2 protein-coding genes (1 of these 2 cut by a window edge) are annotated in these 23,836 nt (G+C 32.3%); both read left to right on the plus strand.

From position 1 onward, the window contains the following. A partial coding sequence (locus Q0828_RS23880) for a non-ribosomal peptide synthetase (RefSeq protein WP_298427785.1) occupies positions 1–5,151 on the plus strand: 5,151 nt, incomplete at its 5' end. Beyond that, positions 5,141–23,836 carry the 5' portion of a non-ribosomal peptide synthase/polyketide synthase gene (locus Q0828_RS23885; protein ID WP_298427787.1) on the plus strand. Its footprint extends 5,883 nt past the window's final position, so 18,696 of the gene's 24,579 nt are visible here — the first part of the coding sequence; its start codon is at positions 5,141–5,143; the stop codon falls past the right edge of the window. The genes Q0828_RS23880 and Q0828_RS23885, both read left to right, overlap by 11 nt.

Here is a 23,836-nt window from a genome sequence, read left to right on the forward strand (position 1 = left end):
AAAATTAGTGGAAACCGAATAGAGCTTGGAGAGATAGAAGTTGTATTGCAAGAAGCACCACAAGTAGTTCAAGGAGCCGTTTTAGTAAAAGAAGAAGATAATGTAGGCAAACGTTTGGTAGGTTACATAGAAGTAAACGAATCATACAGTAAAGAATCGTTAAAGGAATATTTAGAAGCCAGATTACCGGCACATATGATTCCATCAATCTTTGTAGAGATGGAAGCAATGCCATTAACGCCAAGTGGAAAAATAGACAGGAAGGCATTACCAGACACAGATATTTCTGGGCTATTACAAGAAAACTATGTTGGAGCACGAAACGAGCTAGAAGAAGGTTTAATAAGACTTTGGCAAAACTTACTCAACATTCCAAAAATAGGAATAGATGACAATTTCTTCGAATTAGGAGGTGATTCCATCATCACAATTCAATTAGTAAGTAGAGCAAAAAGGGAAGGATATAAGTTCTCACCAAAAGATGTATTTGAATATCAAACGATACGAAAACTATCAGACAATCTTCAAAAAGAATCAACACATACAATAAGTACGGAACAAGGAATACTGGAAGGTGAATTTGAAATGTTACCAATTCAACGTTTATTCTTCGAAGATGCGTATCCAGAAAACACACATTACAATCAATCACTACTATTAAATGTTGAAAAAACAGTTTCCTATAATGATCTAGAAACTATTGTCAATGCGCTTATTGAACGACATGACACATTCAGATTAGCGTTTGAGAAAACAGGAAATACGTGGCAACAACGCTATACAAAGAAAGTTGGAGTAATTCAGCATGAGAATATTTCAGAAACAACAACGGCAAAACTCTCAAGCAAAATTACAGAAATATGTGAAAGCTATCAAAGTAGTTTAACGTTAGGAACGGCAGAAATAGCAAAATTTGTATTCATACAAACACCTGCATCAGAAGATAAAAATAGACTATTCATAGTAGCACATCATTTAACAATTGATGGAGTTTCTTGGCGAATTATACTAGACGACATCAACGAAAGTTTAGAACAAATCTCTAACAATAAACCTATTCAACTAGGTAAAAAAGGAAGTTCGTATCGTCAATTTAGTCAAGCATTAGCAAACTATGCTAAAAGTAATCAAATAGCAGCACAACAATATTATTGGGAAACAATTGCTACTAACGTTACACCACTTCCAATAGATCACAAAAATGAATCTTCAGTAGTAAGTGATATAGAAAGTTACAGAATCTCACTTGATGAAAAAACAACACAAATACTACTAAAAGAAGTACATCAAACCTATACAACAGAAATGAACGACATTCTGTTAAGTGCTTTGTTAGGAAGTATTACAAATCATTTTTTAGTAGACAAGATTACAATTGGAATAGAAGGTCATGGACGTGAAGATCTATTTAATCAACTTGATATCAGCGGAACAGTCGGTTGGTTTACAAATGTATATCCATTAGTCTTAAATGCTTCAGAAGTAAACTCGGTTAGTGATCTTATCAAATCAACGAAAGAACAGATTCGTGAAGTTCCCGAAAAAGGAATCGGATATGGAATATTACGCTACATGAGCGATGATGAAGTTTTGCAAAAATCATTAGCAAACATTAGTTGGGATATCGAATTCAATTACTTAGGACAATTAGACAATGCATTAACTTCAAATAATTGGTTAAGTGCAGCTAGCGAACATCCAGGAGAAAATTTACACAAAAACACACCACACAAAACACGCTTAGATGTCAATAGTTTCATTGCTGATGGCGAATTACAACTATCGTTTGGATACTCTAAGAGAAACTATAGTGCAGAAACAATTGAAACCATCGCAAATGCTTATATAACTAAGTTAAAAGCAATTATTGAGCATTGTGTTGCTGAAAATAAAACGATAAAAACACCATCAGATTACGAATTACAAGGAAAAGTAAGCTATCAAGAATTGGATGCATTCTTTGCAAAAGCTGGAGATGCAGCAAGTGAAATTAGCACAGTATATGAATTAAGCCCAATGCAAGAAGGAATGCTTTTTCATGGCTTATATGACGATAGTTCAATTTCATATACGAATCAAATCATTACAGGATTTCCAAGCGGATTGGATGTTGAAAACTTTAAAAAATCGTGTAATCATGTATTGAAAAACTATAGTATTCTACGAAGTGGGTTTTTCTATGAAAACATAAGTACACCAATTCAAGCAGTATACAATACGGTAGAAATGCCTATCGAAATTATCGATTATTCTCAACTTCCAGAAGAAGAAATAGAACAAAAAGTAACAGCATTCATAGAAAAAGATCAAAAAACAAACTTTGACTTCAATCAACCACCATTAATGCGAATCACGTTACTAAAACTGCATGATGGAAGTTATAAAATGGTTTGGACACATCATCACATCATCTTAGATGGTTGGTCTATGCCAATATTGATGAAAGAACTCTTAGAAACCTATGAAAGTTTCAGTCAAGGAGTTATTCCTGTTCACAAAAAAGAAGATATCTATCAAGAATACATTCAATACATACAAGCTAAAAACAAAAAAGAGGAAGAAACACATTGGAGAAACTATTTATCTGATTTAGAAGAAGGAACGCTATTACCATTTATTAACGATAATCAAGATAGAAACAAAGGAGTTGGTGATTTTCAAAGTGATTATTTATCGTTTGATGCATCATTTACAACACAACTCAAAAACTATTGCAAAACAAATCATATCACAGCAAATACGTTAATGCAAGGCGCTTGGGCATACTTACTAGGACAATATACAGCCAAAGAAAAAGTGGTGTATGGCGTTACGGTTTCAGGTCGTCCTTCCGATTTTGAAAATACTGAAAAACGCATAGGTTTATACATTAATACCATTCCATTATACACAACAATTGATTATAAACAATCGGTTATAGACTTTTTAACGGAAATTCAAAAAGGACATACGACTTCTAGAGAATATCAATACAGTGCATTAAGCGATGTAAAAAAGTGGAGTAACATACAGGATGAATTCTTTGACAGTCTATTTGTATTTGAAAACTATCCAGTAGATGAAGTGCTCGATGAAGCACAAAGTACGGAAACGACTGCAATGGATGTACAAGAAAAAACAAACTATCCAATTACTATTGAAGCGGTATTAGCAAATACATTAAAATTCAAAATAGATTACAATGCTTCCATGCTTGCGACAAAAGATGTCAATCGTATCAAAAACCACCTACAAACGCTATTAAAAAGTTTCTTAACAGCAGAAAAAGTAGCAGATTTACAGTACCTAACCATTGATGAGCATACAGAATTGTTGGATGTATTCAATACCACTTCGGTAGAATATCCTCAGAAAGAAACCATAATAAGTCTATTTGAGTCACAAGTAGTAAAAACACCAAATGCAGTTGCGGCGGTGTATGAAGATCAAAAACTAACATACAAGCAACTTGATGCACAATCGAATCAATTAGCACATTACTTACGAGAAAAAGGCGTAAAAGAAGAAACGTTTGTACCAATTTGTGTAGAACGTTCATTACACATGATTGTTGGAATGTTGGCAATCGTAAAAGCTGGCGGAGTATACGTTCCAATAGATCCAATTTATCCGCAAGAACGTGTAGATTTCATCTTGAATGATCTCAAGGCAGAAATAGTTGTCACAGCAAACGCTTTCGCGGAATTCTTCTCAGAAAACATTGAAGTATTAGAACTAGATACTATATCAGAAACGCTAGAAAGTTATTCAACAGGCAAAACAAAAAATACAATAAAAAGTGATCAATTACTCTATGTAATCTACACATCCGGAACCACAGGAACGCCAAAAGGAGTGCTCATCACACATGAAAATGTGGTGCGTTTATTCTACAATGAAGACTCATTATTTGATTTTGATGAAAAAGATGTGTGGAGTATGTTTCATTCGTACAACTTTGACTTCTCAGTATGGGAAATGTACGGCGCTTTACTCTTTGGAGGAAAACTAGTAATTGTACCAAAATCATACACAAAAGATCCAGATTTATTTGGAAGCTTACTATCAAATGAAGGAGTTACAATATTAAATCAAACACCATCATCATTTAGTGTATTACAAGAACGCGTCTTACAAAACAAGCTAGACTTACAAGTCAGATATGTCATCTTTGGAGGAGAAGCACTGCATCCCCAAATTGTAAAAAACTGGAAAGAAACATATACGGATTGTAAAATGATCAATATGTATGGAATCACGGAAACGACGGTTCACGTAACCTACAAAGAAATCACGGAAAAGGAAATAGCATCAAATCAAAGTAACATTGGAGTTCCAATACCAACGTTAGGATGCGTGATTCTTGACGATTCACAAAAACTAGTTCCAACAGGTGTACAAGGAGAATTATACGTTAGTGGAGCAGGATTGGCAAGAGGTTATCTAAATCGAGAAGAACTAACCAAAGAACGATTTGTTACACTCAAAATAGGAGAAGAAGCAAAACGATATTATCGAAGTGGTGATTTGGCAAAAATCAACACAGATGGCGAATTAGAATACCTAGGAAGAAAAGACGATCAAGTAAAAATACGAGGATATCGAATAGAACTTGGTGAAATAGATTCGGTTTTAAATAAGTCCGATTTAATAAAGAAAGGAATAACACTTGCGCAAAAAGACACTTCGGGGATAGCACGTTTATTATCATATATAATTCCTGCAAAAGGATATGATAAAACAGAAGTTCTAAGCTTCTTACGTGCAACATTACCATCGTATATGGTTCCAGCTATTTTAGTAGAACTAGATGAATTTCCAATTACGTCTAACGGAAAAATAGATAAGAAAAATCTTTTAAAAAGAGAAACCATAGCTAACAGTACTGTTGAATTTGTAGCACCTAGAAATCCAATAGAAGAAAATCTTTCTGCTATGTGGAAAAAAGTATTAAAAATCCACAAAATCAGTATACACGACAACTTCTTTGAAATAGGAGGAAACTCAATTGATGTTATCAAACTCGTTTCGGAAATTCAAAAAGAGTACGAAATAGACATTTCATTGCGGGTATTATTCGACATTAATACAATCGCAGACTTAGCAAAATACATAAAACTAGTACAACTGGAAACAGAAGACAAACAAAATTCAAAAATATATGACTTATAATATAACAGACAAAAAATCGGATATTCTAGACTTACTTTTAGAAGCTAAAGAACAGGGTATATCCATCTTTTTGGAAGACGGAAAAGTTCGTTTGAAAGTAAGAGAAGGTGTAGAGTTGTCTGATATTTTTTTAAAGCGACTAAAAGAAGAAAAAGATCGTATTAAGCAATTTTTGGAAAGTGAAGCTGGTCAATACAGAGAAAGTTCATATGTCAAAAACGAAATAAAACCATACGATAGAAGTAAAACAATCAAAATCCCGCTTTCATTTGAACAAGAACGTTTGTGGTTTATAAACAAACTTCAAGGAAGCATTGCATATCATATTCCAGGGATATTGCGCATTAAAGGAGAATTGGATATTGATATTCTATCTAAGTCAGTAAAAACATTAGTAGACCGACATGAGTCATTACGTACTGTTTTTAAAGATGATGAAGGAATAGGGTATCAGCAAATTATATCTTGTGATGGATTTAAAATCGATTATGTTACTGAACTGAAAGAAGGAATATCATTATCTAATTATATAGAAAAGGTTATTGCAACACCTTTTGATTTGGAAAATGATTATATGTTAAGAGCTACAGTTGTAAAGGAAAATGAGTCAATTCATACATTAATTTTAGTATTACATCATATTGCATCTGATGGTTGGTCAATTCCCATTTTTGTTGAAGAATTAGAAACATGCTATCAAAGCCTCTTAAAAGGAGAAAACATACAACTACCGCCGCTTCCTATTCAATATGCAGATTATAGTATATGGCAACGCGAATATCTTTCTGGAGCTGTATTAGCCGAAAAATTAGGATATTGGGAAAATAAACTCAAAGATGCACCTAGACTAGAATTACCGTTAGATTTTACGCGCCCAGCAGTACAATCGTCCGCTGGAGCTATGCATTTTGTAACATTAAGCGAAAAGATTACTGCGGCACTAAACAAACTTTCGCACGACAATGGAACTACAATGTTTATGACATTGCTAAGTATCTATAAAGTCTTATTGTATAAGTACACCAATCAAATAGATATCAGTGTTGGTGTTCCAATTGCGAACAGAGAACAAGAAGAAATAGCAGGACTTATAGGGTTCTTTGTAAATACTATCGTTTTTAGAGACATCATAAATACCGATGAATCCTTTACGTCATTACTGCAAAAAGTAAAAGAAACATGTTTGTCAGGATATGCACATCAGGAAATTCCTTTTGCCAAAATAGTAGATCATTTAGAAATAGATAGAGATCAAAGTAACAATCCATTATTTCAAACAATGTTCTCTTTTCAGAACAACAGAGAAATTTCAGATATCAGCTTAGGAGAGAGTCCGATAGAGGTTGTTAGTAGAGAACTAGTTACTTCTCAATTTGATCTCACATTCAGTGCAAAACAAGAATCAGAAACACAATTAGCAATTGCAATTGATTATTCGACGACTTTATTTAAAAAAGAAACAATAGCACGAATGGCAATGCATTTTGAGCAATTAATAAAATCAATTGTTCAAAATCCTAATGGTTCTATTGCTTCTTTAAAAATGTTGATGGATGAGGAAAAAGATCAATTCTTAGAAGAATTGAATAGTACTGCGGTAAAGTATCCTAAGGACAAAACAGTGGTTTCATTGTTTTCAGAACATGTGTCAACATCCCCAAATGCAATTGCGGTAGTCTATGAAGATCAAAAAATCACATATAAAGAGCTTGATGAGAGATCTAATCAATTAGCACACTATCTGATTGAAAAAGGTGTAAAAGATGAAACTTTTGTGCCAATTTGTGTAGAACGTTCACTAGACATGATCGTCGGAATGTTAGGAATTGTAAAATCTGGAGGTGTATATGTACCTATTGATCCAAGTTATCCTCAAGACCGTGTAGATTTTATTTTAAATGATTTACAGGCAAAAATTGTAGTGACCAAACAAGCTTTTACTGAATTTTTCAATGAAAACATTCATGTAATCTCTTTAGATACTTCATTAGAAATATTAGAAAGCTATCCATTAGAAGCGACAGAAAATACAATTACTCCAACTCAATTACTGTATGTTATCTATACTTCAGGAACAACAGGTATTCCAAAAGGAGTATTGATTACACATGAAAATGTAGTTCGTTTATTTTATAACGAAAATTCACTATTCGATTTTAATAAAAATGATGCTTGGAGTATGTTTCATTCGTACAACTTTGATTTCTCAGTTTGGGAAATGTACGGAGCAATACTCTTTGGAGGAAAATTAGTAATTGTGCCAAAATCATATACAAAAGATCCAGAATTATTTGGAAACTTGTTAGTAAATGAAGGTGTTACAATCCTGAATCAAACACCATCATCATTCAGTGTTTTGCAAGAAAGTGTTTTACAAAATACGCTAGACTTACAAGTTAGATATGTAATATTTGGAGGAGAAGCGTTGCATCCACAAATTGTGAGAAATTGGAAAGACACGTATGTTGATTGTAAAATGATTAATATGTATGGAATTACAGAAACTACGGTGCATGTAACGTACAAAGAAATCACTAATAAAGAAATAGAATCCAATCAAAGTAACATCGGAGTTCCAATTCCAACGTTAGGGTGTTTAATTCTTGACGATTTGCAAAAACTAGTCCCAATTGGCGTTCAAGGAGAATTATATGTAACAGGAGCGGGAGTCGCAAGAGGTTATTTGAACAGAGAGAAATTGACCAACGAACGATTTGTAACACTCAACATTGGAGGAGAAGAAAGAAGATATTATCGAAGTGGTGATTTGGCAAAAATCAACACTTATGGTGAATATGAATACTTAGGTAGAAAAGATGATCAGGTAAAAATAAGAGGTTACCGAATAGAATTAGGTGAAATCACAGCAACTTTAGATAAGTTAGAAGCCGTAAAACAATCCATTGTTGTTGTTAGAGAAGACAAAGGCAGCAAACAATTAGTTGCATATATCGTAGTAGAAAAAACAATTGATAGCAAAATAATTCAAGAACAACTGGCAACACAATTGCCAGAATACATGGTTCCAAAATTGTTTATCACTTTAGATGTATTTCCATTGACAAGCAATGGAAAAATAAATAAAAAAGCTTTACCAGTTCCAGATGATACCGATTATCAAACTACAGAATATGTTGCGCCAACAACAGAAATAGAACAACGACTAGCACAGGTTTGGCAAACGCAATTAGAAATAGAAAGTGTCGGAATTTATGATAACTTCTTTGAATTAGGTGGTGACTCTATTAAAATCATTAGACTAATTAGTGTCATAAATAAACATTATAACACTAATATTTCAATAGCAAAATTCTATCAATCACCAAGGATTGTAAGCTTAGTGGAATTGATCAAGAATGAAAATGAAGAAGATCGAACATCAGTCTATTTAACCATCGAACAAGAATTAGAAGCTACAGCTTTATCAGTTCGTAACAGTTATCCAAAACAAGAAACAATTGAAAATGTATATCCAATGAGCGATATTCAGATTGGAATGTTGTTGACAAGTGAAATGATGCGTTTGAATGGCGAATTAGGAGTTTATCATGATCAAATGTTATCAGAAATTGGTAAGGTAGACGCCATAATCATGGAAAAAGCTTTGGCTTTGATGGTTAAAAAACATGAAATTTTACGAACATCTTTACATTTATATGACTTTATAAAACCAGTTCAAATTGTTCATAAAGAAATTGAGATAAATATCAATACACACAATTTACTTGACAAAAGCAATAAAGAACAAGAAGAATATATCAATGAATTTTTACGAAAAGAGCGCGAAGAAAATACATTTGATGTAGCAAAAGCTCCTCTTTGGCGCCTAGATTTATTTGAAGTTGGAATCTCGAATTCTGTATCTCTATTCCAAACACATCATGCCATCATTGATGGTTGGTCCGATAAAAGTCTTCGTACAGAGTTGATGCAAACGTATCTAACATTAGAAAAAGATGAAAACTATCAGTTAGCACCATTAGCTATAGGTATTAAAGAAAGTGTGATTTCAGACTTAATGGAGCTTCGTAACGAACAAAGTATCACGTACTGGAAAAATACATTAGCAGATTACAAGCGACTGGATATTTTTGAAGACGAATCTTATTATCATGAAACAAATAAAGTATACGATTCAGAATTTCTTAAAGAAATTTTAGCAAAGTGCAAAAAAGATCATATTACTCCTAAAGATTTATTCTTTGCAGGATATCTATATGCACTAAGTTTATTTTCTTTAGAGAAAGATGTAACTATTGGAATGGTTTCGCACAGACGTCCAATAGCAGAAGATGGTGATAAATTATTAGGCTGTTTCTTAAATACAGTGCCTTTTCGTTTTAAATTGGATACTGTCAGAAATGATTCGTGGTTAGTATATGTGAAAGCAATTGAAGCGTCATTGCAAGAACTAAAAGGAAAAGATCGTTTTTCATTGTTGGAAATTTCAAAGTTGCATAATGAAAGTTCAGAAAACAATCCTTTCTTCGATGTAATGTTTAATTATGTTGATTTCCACGTAATTAATGAGTTGTTAGAAAACAAAGAGTTTGAAAGACATATAAGCGAAAAAGAAGCGAAACAACTTGAAATTAATGAATTTGAAAGAACAAATACATTTTTAGATGTAACAGTTGGTTTAACAGTGAACGAATTGACCCTTACTACGCGTTTGACTAAAAAAATGAAATCTGGGCACAGTTTAGAAGATATTGTTAATTATTTTGATAATTTCTTAAATAACTACCTTAAAAATTCTGAGGCTAAAGTCAATAGCAATGCAATCATTCCTCGAAAAGAAAAAGTACAATTACTAGAAACATTTAACAAAAAATCGGTTGTTTATAGCAAAGAAAAAAATGCTGTAACAGTCTTTGAAGAACAGGTTGAAAAAACACCTAACTCAATTGCTGTTATTTTTGAAGGAGAACAATTTACATATCAAGATATTAATGAGAGAGCAAATCAATTAGCATACTATTTACAAGATCAAGGTGTCAAAAAAGGGAATCAAGTTGTTTTCTATATGAACCGTGGAGTTGATTACTTAATAAGTATGCTTGGTGTTTGGAAAGTTGGAGGATGTTTTATTCCGTTAAGTACAGATTTTCCTTTGGAACGAAATCAACAAATTATAGCACAAACAGATAAAAAATTCGTAGTATCTACAAATGATCTACAAGAGAGTATTTCTGGATTAACGGAAAATGAAAATATTCTCTATGTAAATAACTCACAACAAGAAATATATTCAAAAGAGAATATCAATATCTCACTTTCAGGAGATACATTAAGTTACATTATTTTCACTTCAGGCTCAACAGGAACACCAAAAGGAGCGATGGTAGAACATCAAGGAATGCTGAACCATTTGTATGCAAAAATTAATGACTTTTCAATTGATGAAAGTTCCAATATTGCACAAACTGCAACTCAAGTATTTGATGTTAGTATTTGGCAATACATGACTGCTTTACTTGTTGGAGGAAAAACAACAGTTTTAGTTGGTGATGATGCTTGGAACCCAAAACAATTACTTGCAAATGTAGAAATACATGAAATTACGATTTTAGAAAGTGTTCCAACACATTTCTCTATTTTATTAGATCATTTAGAATCAGAAACAGAAAAACCAAGTCTACCGAGTTTAACAATGTTGATGATGAACGGAGAAGGTTTGCCGCCTGTATATTGTCAACGCTGGTTTGAGTTATATCCAAGCATTGCCATGAGTAATGTATATGGACCAACAGAATGTTCAGATGATATTACTCATTACATTTTCACGGAAGTATCAGAAACATGGCAAGGATATGTACCTATAGGAAAGCCGATTCAAAATATGAAAATGTATATCGTAGATGCAGATATGCAATTATTACCAAAAGGAGTAATTGGAGAATTATGCACATCAGGTGTAGGTGTAGGGCAAGGATATTTAAAACGAGAAGACCTAACAAGGAACATATTTATTGATAACCCTTTTGAATCTGGAACCAAATTATACAAAACTGGAGATTTAGCAAAGTGGTTACCTGATGGAACTATCGAATTCATAGGAAGGAAAGATTCTCAAGTAAAAATTCGAGGAAATCGAATAGAATTAGGAGAAATAGAAGTTGTAATGCAAGGTGCGCCGGGTATTCTACAAGGTGTAGTAATGGTAAGAGAAGATGCATCATTGAACAAGCGTTTAGTTGGTTATATTGAAACAAACGAGACATATGATGAAGAGAAATTACAACAATATTTAGAAGACCGATTACCAGTTTATATGGTACCTACACTATTCATAGAAATAGATGCTATGCCATTGACTCCAAGCGGAAAAATAGATAGAAAGGCATTACCAAATGTAGATGTTTCTTCTTTAATACAAAGCAATTATACAATCCCAAGTACCAAAGAAGAGATTTCATTAGTAAAGATTTGGGAAGAGTTATTAAATATAGAAAAAATAGGAATTGATGACAACTTCTTTAAACTAGGAGGTCATTCATTATTGGCGATACGCTTGGTATCTCAAATACAAACAGAATTAGGAATATCCATAAGTATTAGGGATGTATTTACCTTTCCTACAATAAAAGAATTAGGAAAGATTATTTCTGAAGGTACTTCTTCGCTAGTGCCATCAATTACTCTAACAGAACGTCCGAAAAGAATTCCATTATCATATGCACAAGAACGTTTATGGTTTATAGATCAACTTCAAGGTAGTGTAGCTTACCATATTCCAGCAGTATTAAAAATAGAAGAACCATTAAATACAGAAGTATTTTCAAAAGCAATGAATGCATTGGTTACCCGACATGAATCATTGCGTACTATTTTTAAAGAAGAAAAAGGAATTGGGTATCAATCTATAATGGATAGTAATGGTTTTAAAGTCAATTACGTAACAGAGTTACCAGCCGAAACTACTTTAGACGAGTTTATTGCGAATGAAAGTTTGAGAGCTTTTGATTTATCAAGCGATTATATGTTGCGCGTGACATTGATTTCTAATACTGATTCGAGTCAAATTTTAATTCTAGTATTACATCATATTGCATCAGATGGATGGTCTATTCCAATATTGGAAAAAGAATTAGGAGCATACTATCAATCATTTATAGTAGGCGAAAATGTTGAATTAGCTCCTTTATCAATACAATATTCAGACTATAGTATTTGGCAACGAAACTATTTGTCAGGAGAAACCTTATCAAGTAAACTTGCATATTGGCGTTCAAAACTGGAAGGCGCATTACCATTAGAATTACCTATAGATTATGCACGTCCATCAATTCAATCAACAGAAGGAAAACTATATAGCTTTGCATTAAATAAAAAGTTAGCAGAATCTTTATACCAGATATCACAAGATCATGGTGCTACATTATTTATGACACTACTTAGTATCTACAAAGTTCTATTATATCGTTACACAGGACAAAAAGATATAAGTGTAGGTACTCCAATAGCAAATAGGGAGCAGGAAGAAATTGCAGGATTGATAGGATTTTTTGCTAATACAATTGTACTTCGGGATGAGATTGTAGTAGAATCCTCTTTTTCTAAATTATTATCACAAGTAAAAGAAACCTGTTTAGCAGGTTATATGCATCAAGATGTTCCTTTTGAGCAAATCGTAGATGATTTGAATCTGGAGCGCGATCAGAGTAGAACCCCACTATTCCAAACATTATTTGTACTTCATAACAATGAAGAAATTACAGAGGTTAGTTTAGGAGATAGCCCTGTAGCTTCTATAGCAACTGAACATGTAAGCGCAAAATTTGATTTAACATTTAATTTTAAAGAAACTTCAGATGGAATTTTTGTAGATGTAGAATATGCAACTGCATTATTTAAGGAAGAAACGATTATCAGAATGTCCGAACATTTTGAAACATTAGTTCAATCTATAATTGTAAATACCGAAAAAGAGATTAGTTCTTTGGTGATGATTGGCGAAAAAGAAAAACATACATTATTGAATAATTTTAATGATAATGTTACGCTATATCCACAAGAAAAAACAGTTGTTGATTATTTTAGAGAACAAGTTTTAAAGACACCTAACGCAATTGCGATTGTATTTGAAGGTAAAGAGTTAACTTATAAAGAATTAGACAAGAGATCGAATCAAGTAGTACAGTACTTAAAATCTAATGGAGTTGCTCAAAATAATTTAGTGCCTATTTGTATTGAACGTTCACTGGAAATGCATATTGGAATTTTAGGTATTTTAAAGCATGGAAGTGCCTATGTTCCTATAGATAGTAAGAATCCTATAGAACGAATTAAATTTATATTAGATGATGTTGAAGCAAAAATAATTCTTACGGATTCATCATTAAGCGAAGTATTTGAAAATACAGGAATACCACTTCTTTATTTAGATAACTTAGAAGAAATAGACCAATCAATAAAAGTTATTGAAAATGTAATTCTTCCATCACAATTAGCATATGTAATCTATACATCTGGAACTACAGGAACTCCCAAAGGAGTAAAAAATGCACATTCAGGATTGTTAAACAGATTATTATGGATGCAAGAAGATGTAAATATTACATCAAAAAGTGTCCTAATTCAGAAAACACCTTATGTATTTGATGTTTCTGTTTGGGAATTATTGATGCCGTTAATTAGTGGTTGTAAATTAATTATAACAAGCCCAGAAGGGCATAAAGACCCAATTTATTTACAAGAAATAATTGAAAAACATCAAGTGAATCTAATTCACTTTGTACCTTCTATGCTAGCCATATTTATAGAAGCCGTAAAAGTAAAAGAATGTAGTTCATTACAAAACATAATATGTAGTGGTGAAGTATTGCCTGTACAAATGGTAAAAGATTTCAAAGCAAAATTCTCAAACATAGGAATTCGCAACTATTATGGACCAACAGAAGCCGCAATTGATGTTACGGCAATTAACCTAACGAATGAAGACTATAATGTAAGAATTCCAATAGGAAAACCTGTAGCAAACACTAGTATTTATATTATTGGGGAAAACTTTGAATTAAGCCCAATAGGTGTTTCAGGAGAATTACTAATTGGTGGTATACAAGTTTCAGAAGGTTATGTAAATAGAGAAGAACTAACAAAAAAGAAATTCATAACTAGTCCATTTAAAGAAGAAGAACGTTTATATAAAACTGGAGATATTGCACGATGGTTACCAGATGGTAACATTGAATATATTGGAAGAAAAGATGATCAAATAAAGCTAAGAGGTTATCGAATAGAACTTGGAGAAATCACGGCAGCATTAGATCAAATTGAAGAAATAAAACAATCAATAGTAGTTGTAAGTGAAGATAAAGGAAACAAACAATTGATCGCTTACATTATAGCAGAAGAAAATATTAACACAATAATAATTAGGGAAACCTTAGCTACACAGTTGCCAGAATATATGGTTCCTAAATTATATATAACAATAGACACCTTTCCATTGACAACCAATGGTAAAATAGACAAGAAAGCATTGCCAGCTTTTGATGCTAGTGTATATCAACAAGAATCATATATAGCTCCTGCGAATGAAATTGAAGAAAAGCTAGTTACTATATGGCAAGAATTATTGAATATTGAAAAAATAGGAACTCACGATAACTTCTTTAAACTCGGAGGACATTCATTACTTGCGATACGATTAGTTTCGCATGTACAATCGATATTTGGAGTTACGATAACTGTTCGTGATATTTTTACAACACCTACAATAGTCAATTTAGTAAAAACGATAACAGAAGGAAAAGTTTCAAACATTCCAGCAATTACAGTACGAGAAAGACCAGCACATATTCCATTATCATATGCGCAAGAACGTTTGTGGTTTATAGACAAACTTCAAGGGAGTAATCAATTTCACCTGTCTGGTGTATTGAGAATCGATGGAGAATTGAATATCACACTATTTTCAGAAGCTATCAAAGTATTAATACAACGTCATGAATCGTTACGTACTGTATTTAAAGAACATGAAGGTATTGGTTATCAATATGTATTGGAAGGAGATGATTATGAAGTTTCTTATATCTCTAAATCATCAGAAGAAAAAATAGATGCAAATTTCATTAACGATACAATAGTTAAAGCATTTGATTTAGCAAATGATTACATGTTGCGTACAGTAGTTGTAAAAGAATCAGCAACAAACCATGTGTTAATTTTAGTAGTACACCATATTGCTTCTGATGGTTGGTCGTTACCAATTTTAGTAAAAGAATTAGAAATAGTATATCAGAGTTTATTAAATGGAGAAAAAATTCCTTTAGAACCACTACCTGTACAATATGCAGATTACAGTATTTGGCAACGTGAATATTTATCAGGTGAAGTTTTAGAAATGAAACTAGCATATTGGTTAGAAAAACTAAAAGGAGCCGCTCCATTAGAATTACCTACTGATTTTCCACGTCCTGAAATACAATCAATGAAAGGATCAATGTATCGTTTCTCTATAGATAAAGAGTTGTTAGGTGCTTTAAATCAACTGTCTAAGGATAATGACGCTACGTTATTTATGACCTTATTAAGTATTTATAAAGTATTATTATACAGATATTCAGGTCAATTAGACATTAGCGTAGGAACTCCTATAGCAAACAGAGAACAATTAGAAGTTTCAAAACTGATAGGTTTTTTCGCAAATACAGTAGTATTAAGAGATATATTCACAAGCGAACTGTCCTTTACAGATTTATTAGCACAAGTAAAACAAACATGTTTAAACTCATACACATATCAAGATGTTCCATTTGAGCGCATTGTAGACCATTTAGGAATTGAAAGAGACCAAAGTCGTAGTACATTATTTCAAACAGAATTTGTGTTTCAAAATAATGAGGAAATTTCAGAAATGAATTTAGGCGAAAGTCAATTAGAAATGTTACAAACAGAACATACAAGTTCGCAGTTTGATATTCTAATGAATGCGCAAGAAACGCCTTTTGGTTTAGCCATCGGATTCGAATATGCAACAGCTTTATTCAAAAAAGAAACCATTATTCAAATGGCATTACATTTTGAACAATTAATTCGTTCTATTATAAAAGATGCGAATCAATCCATAAGTTCATTAGAAATCGTTAATAATGAAGCAAAGCAGCAATTATTGGAAACATTTAATGCTACGAAAGTTGTCTATGTAAAAGAACAAACTGTAATTGATTTATTTGAAGAGCAAGTACAAAGAGTTCCAAATGCAACTGCTTTAATATGCGAAAACAAAACACTGACCTATAAAGAACTCAACGAAAAATCGAATCAATTTGCGCATTATTTAAAAGAGGAATATAATATAAAAGCCAACGATTTAGTAGGTGTAATGATGAATCGTTCCGAATGGGCAATTATCTCTATTTTAGGAATATTAAAGGCAGGAGCGGCATATGTGCCAATTGATATTGAATTTCCAGAATCACGCAAACAATTCATCGTAGAAGAATCAGGTTTGAAAGTGCTTATTATCAATTCAGATAGTTTATTTGATGTATTGGAATTTGATACAAAAATTATTTCTATAGATATAGAATTTGCTACCTTTTCAGAAAATGAAACCAGTAAAAGCAATCTCAAACTAGAAAAATCCCTTTCAGACTTAGCATATATTATATATACATCAGGTTCTACAGGTGATCCAAAAGGAGTTATGGTAGCACATGAAAGTTTTACAAACATGGTGTCAGATCATAGCAATCGATTCAATATTACAGAAGAAGATTGTGTATCACAGTTTACCTCTTTCTCTTTTGATGTTTCAGCTAGTGAAATATTTATGAGCTTAATTTCTGGTTCTTGTTTGGTAATGCTTAACAAATCACTCATAGAAGATGGAGAATTGTTTGTGTCTTATTTAAAAGAAAAAAATGTAACTATTGCTCACATTCCACCATCATATCTGATCAGTTTGGATGTACAAAAACTTACATTTATAAGAGTATTGGTAGTTGGAGGAGAAGCGCCAAACTTAGATGTAATTCTTGAATGTGCAAAAAATAGTGATGTTTACAATGCTTATGGACCAACGGAATGTACAGTATGTTCCACTATTTATAAAGTAGCATCAAACACTCAATATAGTTCACAATTACCAATAGGAAAACCAATCTCAAATACACAAGTTTATATTCTTGATCAAGAAGAACAAATAGTTCCAAAAGGTGTAATAGGAGAATTGTGTATAGCAGGAACAGGATTGACAAAAGGTTATTTAAACCAACCTGAATTAACTGCAGAAAAATTTATTTCAAATCCATTTAAAGAAGGAGAACGCTTATACAAAACAGGCGATTTAGCAAAATGGAAAGCTGACGGAAATATAGAATTCATAGGTAGAAAAGATCATCAAGTAAAAATAAGAGGATATCGTATTGAATTAGGAGAAATAGAAGCTGCATTAGAACAACTCGAAGATGTACAACAATCAGCAGTTGTAGCAAGAGAAAATGAAGCAGGAATCAAAGAACTAGTAGCTTATATAACTTTAAAAAATGAAGTAGAAGTTGACAATCTAAAAGCAACATTACATGAACGACTGCCAGAATATATGGTGCCTAAAGTATATGTGAAATTAGAATCATTTCCATTAACTACTAATGATAAAATAGATCGTAAAAACTTACCTGATCCTGAAGTTTCTGCATATACAACGGCGATTTATGTGGCACCAGAAACGAAAGAAGAAATTCAGTTGGTAACCATATGGCAAGAACTATTAAATATTGAAAAAATTGGAATTCACGATAACTTTTTTGAACTAGGAGGTCACTCAGTACTCGCTATTCGATTGGTGTCTCATGTTCAATCTAAATTCAAAATAGCCTTTAATGTAAAAGATGTTTTTGATGCACCAACTCTTGCAGAGATGGCAATGACAATTTTAAAAGGAAAATCGATAGAAGTGCCACCAATAGTTGTAGCTGAGAGACCAAAATATGTTCCATTATCTTTTGCGCAAGAACGTTTATGGTTTGTAGATAAATTACAAGGAAGTATAGCATACCATATGCCTGAAGTGATGCGAATCAAAGGCGAATTAGACATAACTATATTATCACAAGCTGTAAAATCTTTAGTGAATCGACATGAATCATTGCGAACTGTTATCAAAGAACACGAAGGAATTGGATATCAGCATTTGCTTACCAGTGATAATTTTGAAGTTAATTACATTCCAGAACTACCAATAGATGTTGCGAGTTTTATAGAGAATGAAACGACCAAAGCATTTGATCTAGCCAATGATTATATGTTGCGAGTTACAGTATTAAAAGAAGATGAAGCTAATCATGTTTTAATTTTTGTATTGCATCATATTTCATCAGATGGTTGGTCAATTCCAATCTTTGTAAATGAATTAGAATCCCATTATGAAAGTCTCCTAAAAGGAGAAATAGCATCTTTAGAACCACTTCAAGTACAGTATGCCGATTACAGTATTTGGCAACGCGAATATCTATCAGGAGAAGTTCTGAAAAGTAAAATGGCCTATTGGAAAGAGAAATTAGAAGGTTCAAAACCATTGGAATTACCTACGGACTATGTACGTCCAGCGATTCAATCGATAGAAGGAAGAACATTTAACTTCATAATTGATGGAGCAGCACAGCAAAAATTACAAGAACTATCAAAAGCGAATGATGCAACGTTATTTATGACTTTATTAAGTATTTATAAAGTATTGTTATATCGTTACACAGGGAATTTAGATATAAGTGTAGGAACACCAATAGCAAATAGAGAACAAATAGAAATAGCTGGACTTATTGGCTTTTTCGTAAATACATTAGTGCTTCGAGACGAATTAGAAAGTGACGTATCTTTCTTATCACTACTAGAACAAGTAAAAGAAACCTGTTTAGAGGCTTATACACATCAAGATATTCCTTTTGAGCGAATTGTAGATCACTTAAAAATAGAAAGAGATCAAAGTCGTACTCCATTATTTCAAACACTTTTCGCATTACAAAATAATGAAGAGGTAACAGGAATGAATTTAGGCGAAAGCAAGCTAGAAATGTTAGCACAAGAATTTACGGCTGCTAAATTTGATTTAACATTTAATGCAGAAGAAATGAATGATGGTATTATATGTTCTATAACATATGCAAAAGCCTTATTCAACGAAGAGAGGATTGCAGGAATGGCAAAGCATTTTCAACAACTATTACAATCGATAGTTGAAAATCCTGAAAACGCCATTGGGTCTTTAAAAATGATTACTGATACTGAGCAATTAGATCTTTTAAACCTTTCTAAAGGTATAGCAGTTAATTATCCAAAAGAGAAAACAATAGTCTCTTTATTTTCAGAACAAGTAAAAATGACTCCAAATGCTATTGCGGTTGTTTTTGAGAACAATGAGATGACGTACAAAGATTTAGATGAAAAATCGAATCAAATAGCAAATTATTTACAGAAAAAAGGTTTTGTTGAAGGAGCTTTAATACCAATTTGTATGGAACGTTCTACAGAACTTGTTGTTGGTATTTTAGGAATTTTAAAATCAGGTGGTACTTATGTGCCAATTGATCCAACATATCCTAAAGCACGTATTGAATTCATATTAAAAGATATTTCAGCAGCAACTGTATTGACGCAAAAAGAGCTTATTCCCATATTCTCAGGAATGAATGAAAAGCTACAAACGGTGATTCTAGACGGCTTGCAAATTTGTAAAAATGAATCAAAATTAAATGTCAAAGCTAATATCTCAGCTAATTCATTGGCTTATATAATCTACACTTCTGGTACAACAGGAATTCCAAAAGGAGTAATGATTTCTCATAAAAATGTACACAATCTATCTTCTTGGCATCAGCATACATACGAATTAACTAATACCAGCAAAGCATTATTATTTTCAGGGATAAGTTTTGATGCTTCTGTATGGGAATTATTTCCATATCTATTATCTGGTGGTTGTGTATTTCCAATACAAGAATCAGTTCGATTAGATATAGAGTATATAGTCAATTTCATCAATAATCATAAAATAACACATGCGTACATACCAACAGCATTGTATACAAGTATTAGTAATACACAATCTTCGTTAGCAGGTGTAAAACTATTACTTGGAGGAGAAGCTTTAAAAATGAGTGAACTGCTCGAAAATGTTGAAATTTATAATAATTACGGACCTACAGAAAGTACTGTTGTTGCTACATATCATAAAGTAATTGAGCTTAACGGAGTCATTCCAATAGGAAAACCAATTGACAATATACAAACGTATATTTTGGATGAAAATCTAGAATTAGTGCCAAAAGGCGTAACAGGTGAATTGTGTATAGGAGGAGATGGATTAGCACAAGGGTATTTAAATCAACCTGAATTAACTGCAGAAAAATTTATTTCTAATCCATTTAAAGAAGGCGAACGTTTATACAGAACAGGCGATTTAGTAAAATGGCAAGTAGATGGAAATATAGAATTTATAGGTAGAAAAGACGATCAGGTAAAGATACGAGGATATCGAATAGAGCTAGGAGAAATATCGTCAGTATTAGAAGAAATAGAAGCAGTTAGTCAATCTGTGATTATGGTGAAGGAAGGCGATTCTGGCAACAAACAATTGGTTGCATATGTTATATCAGAATCGGAGATTGATAATAAGATTCTTCAGAAAGAATTAGCGGCTAAGTTACCTGATTATATGGTGCCAAGGTTATATATGCAATTAGAATCTTTTCCGCTTACAGCCAATGGTAAAATTGACAAAAAAGCATTGCCAGCAGTTGATGATAGTGTATATCAAACCGGAGTTTATGTAGCGCCATCAAACCATATAGAAGAGCAATTAGTAGATGTTTGGCAAGAGTTATTAGGAATAGAACAAATAGGAGTTACAGACAACTTTTTTGAATTAGGAGGAGATTCAATCAAGGCAATTCAACTTGTAAGTCGTAGTAAATCTTTAGGCATTCACTATCTGGTAAAAGATATATTTAGCCATCAAACAATTTCAGAGATAGCGTCGCATCTAAGAGAAGCAAGTGAAATCATTCAAGAGGAAGGTATTTTAGAAGGCGAACTAGTATTACATCCAATTCAAAAACAATTTTTTGATACAAACTATAAAGCGTATAATCATTACAATCAATCTGTATTACTTGGAATTTCTAAATCAATTACAGAAGAAGTATTAAGCGAGGCTATAGCAAAACTAGTTGCACATCATGACGTGTTACGTTTACAATATACTTACAAGGAAGGAGCTAAATACCCTGTACAGAGTTATGGTGTTTATGAAAAACAAAAACTAATTACAGAGGAAGTAAATTCATTAGAAGAGGTTACAAGCATTTGTAATAAGTATCAAGTCGATTTAGATATTTTAAAAGGAGACTTAACACGTTTTGTGTGGATTAAAACTTCCGATGAAGAAAAAGAAAACCGATTATTTATAGGAGTACATCATTTAGGAATAGATGGAGTTTCGTGGCGAATCTTGTTAGAAGATTTGACCAACATTCTTGAAGGTTTTAATGAAGGAAAGCAAGCCGTTTTACCAGAAAAAGGAACATCATATCGACAATGGACAAATAGATTAAATGACTATGCAGACTCGTTAGTATTAAAAGAAGAATATAAATATTGGAAGAAAGTACTAGCCAGTTATACTCCATTACCAGTAGATATAGAGTATGATGAATCCATTTCTTTTAAAGAAGTAATCAGTTACAACGTAAGTCTAGATACAGAAACAACCGAGTCTTTAATAAAAGATATTCATGGTGTATATGGAACAGAAATCAATGATATCTTATTAAGTGGGTTATCAATTGCATTAAATGGTTGGTCGGACACAGAAAAAATGGTTATTGGATTAGAAGGACATGGACGAGAAGATCTTTTTGAAGGAATAGATCTCAATAGAACCTTGGGTTGGTTTACTACAGTTTATCCAATATGTTTAGATATCAGAGGAAAAGAAGAACTAGGATTACTTATTGCAGATGTTAAGGATATGCTTAGGGGAATTCCTAACAAAGGAATTGGTTACAATGTACTTCGTTATTTAGGAAAAGAAGAAGTTCAAGAAACATTAGATAGAGATTATCAGGAAATTGTTTTTAACTATTTAGGAAGTTTTGATAATAGTGTTTCAAAAGAAGAAGATGGTCTTATCAGTTTTGCAAGTGAATCAGCAGGTGAAACCACAAGTATAGAGAATGCTTATTCGCATAAAATGTCTGTTAATAGTATGATTGTAAATGGGTGTTTACAACTGGATTGGAGTTATGATAGTAAACGTTATAACAAAGAGAGCATAGAAGCGCTGGCAAACAAGTACATTCAATCTTTAAAAGACATTATATCGCATTGTAAAACCATCGATTATAAAATAAAAACATCTAGTGACTATAGTTTACCATTAAGTGTAACAAATAAAAAACTATTAAATTTTAAATCGGGCTTGAATCGTCAGGAAGAAATTATAGACATCTATCCGCTAAGCCCATTACAAGAAGGTTTATTATTTCATAGTTTATATGGAAGTGAGGATTCTGGGGCCTATGTTGTACAGTTCCAATGTGATTTAGTCGGAAGTTTTTCAAAAGAATTATTTAGCAAAAGCTGGGCATATCTTATAAAGAAACATACAATATTACGTACTGCTATTTTTGCTGAAGGATTAGAACTTCCAGTACAATCGGTATATAGTTCAGTAAAAACTCCAATAATAGAAATTGATTATAGTACACTTTCAAAAGAAGAATTATCAATTTCATTGGAAGAATTTCTAGAAAAAGATAAGGCTGCAGGTTTTGCATTAGAAAAAGCACCATTATTTAGAGTTACACTAATAAATATGGGTGAAGGTCGTACACGTATGGTCTTTACAAATCATCATATATTATGGGATGGATGGTCATTATCAAATTTGATGCATAGTTTTATGTCTTGTTATTTCAAATTAGAAAATGAAAATATATTACCAGATTTACCATTAGATAATTACGGCGCTCACATTCGCCAAATCTCTTCTAATAATAATAATGAAGGGTTAGCATATTGGAGAGATTATCTATCATCCATTACTTCACCAACATACCTTCCGTTTATAAACGATGTATCCAAACGTAATAAGATCTTTGGTAATAAGGAAAAAGAATTTGTCTTTCGAGAAGATATACAGTCATTTACTGAAAAACACCACATAACAGTAAATACTTTAATACAAGGAGTTTGGTCATATTTACTATCAAAATATACAGGCCAAGAAGATGTTGTTTTTGGAGCTACAATCTCAGGAAGAGCCTCAGAAAAAGAACATATAGAGAAAAAAGTTGGGTTATACATCAATACGATTCCAGTATGTAGTAGTATAGATGGAAGTGTTGAAATAGTAGATTGGCTACAAGAGCTTCAAAAAGGGCATACAACAGGTAGAGAAGAATATGGGTATTTACCATTGAGTAGTATAGAATCACAAAGTAGTATAAAAGGAACTTTATTTGATAGTTTGTTGATTTTTGAAAACTATCCAGCTGAAGAAATATCGTCAGAAGAATCTGGAAGTTCTAATGCTCAATTCATGATTGAAAATGCAAAAGGAATTGAAAGTACAAATTATACAATCTCGTTATTTATTATCCCTTCATCAGAAGGAATAACTATTAGATTTGGATATAATGATGGTGTCATTTCAGATGAAACAATTGGAATGATTCAA

Origin of the sequence: uncultured Kordia sp., assembly GCF_947496985.1 — a bacterium.
Classification (GTDB): Bacteria; Bacteroidota; Bacteroidia; order Flavobacteriales; family Flavobacteriaceae; genus Kordia.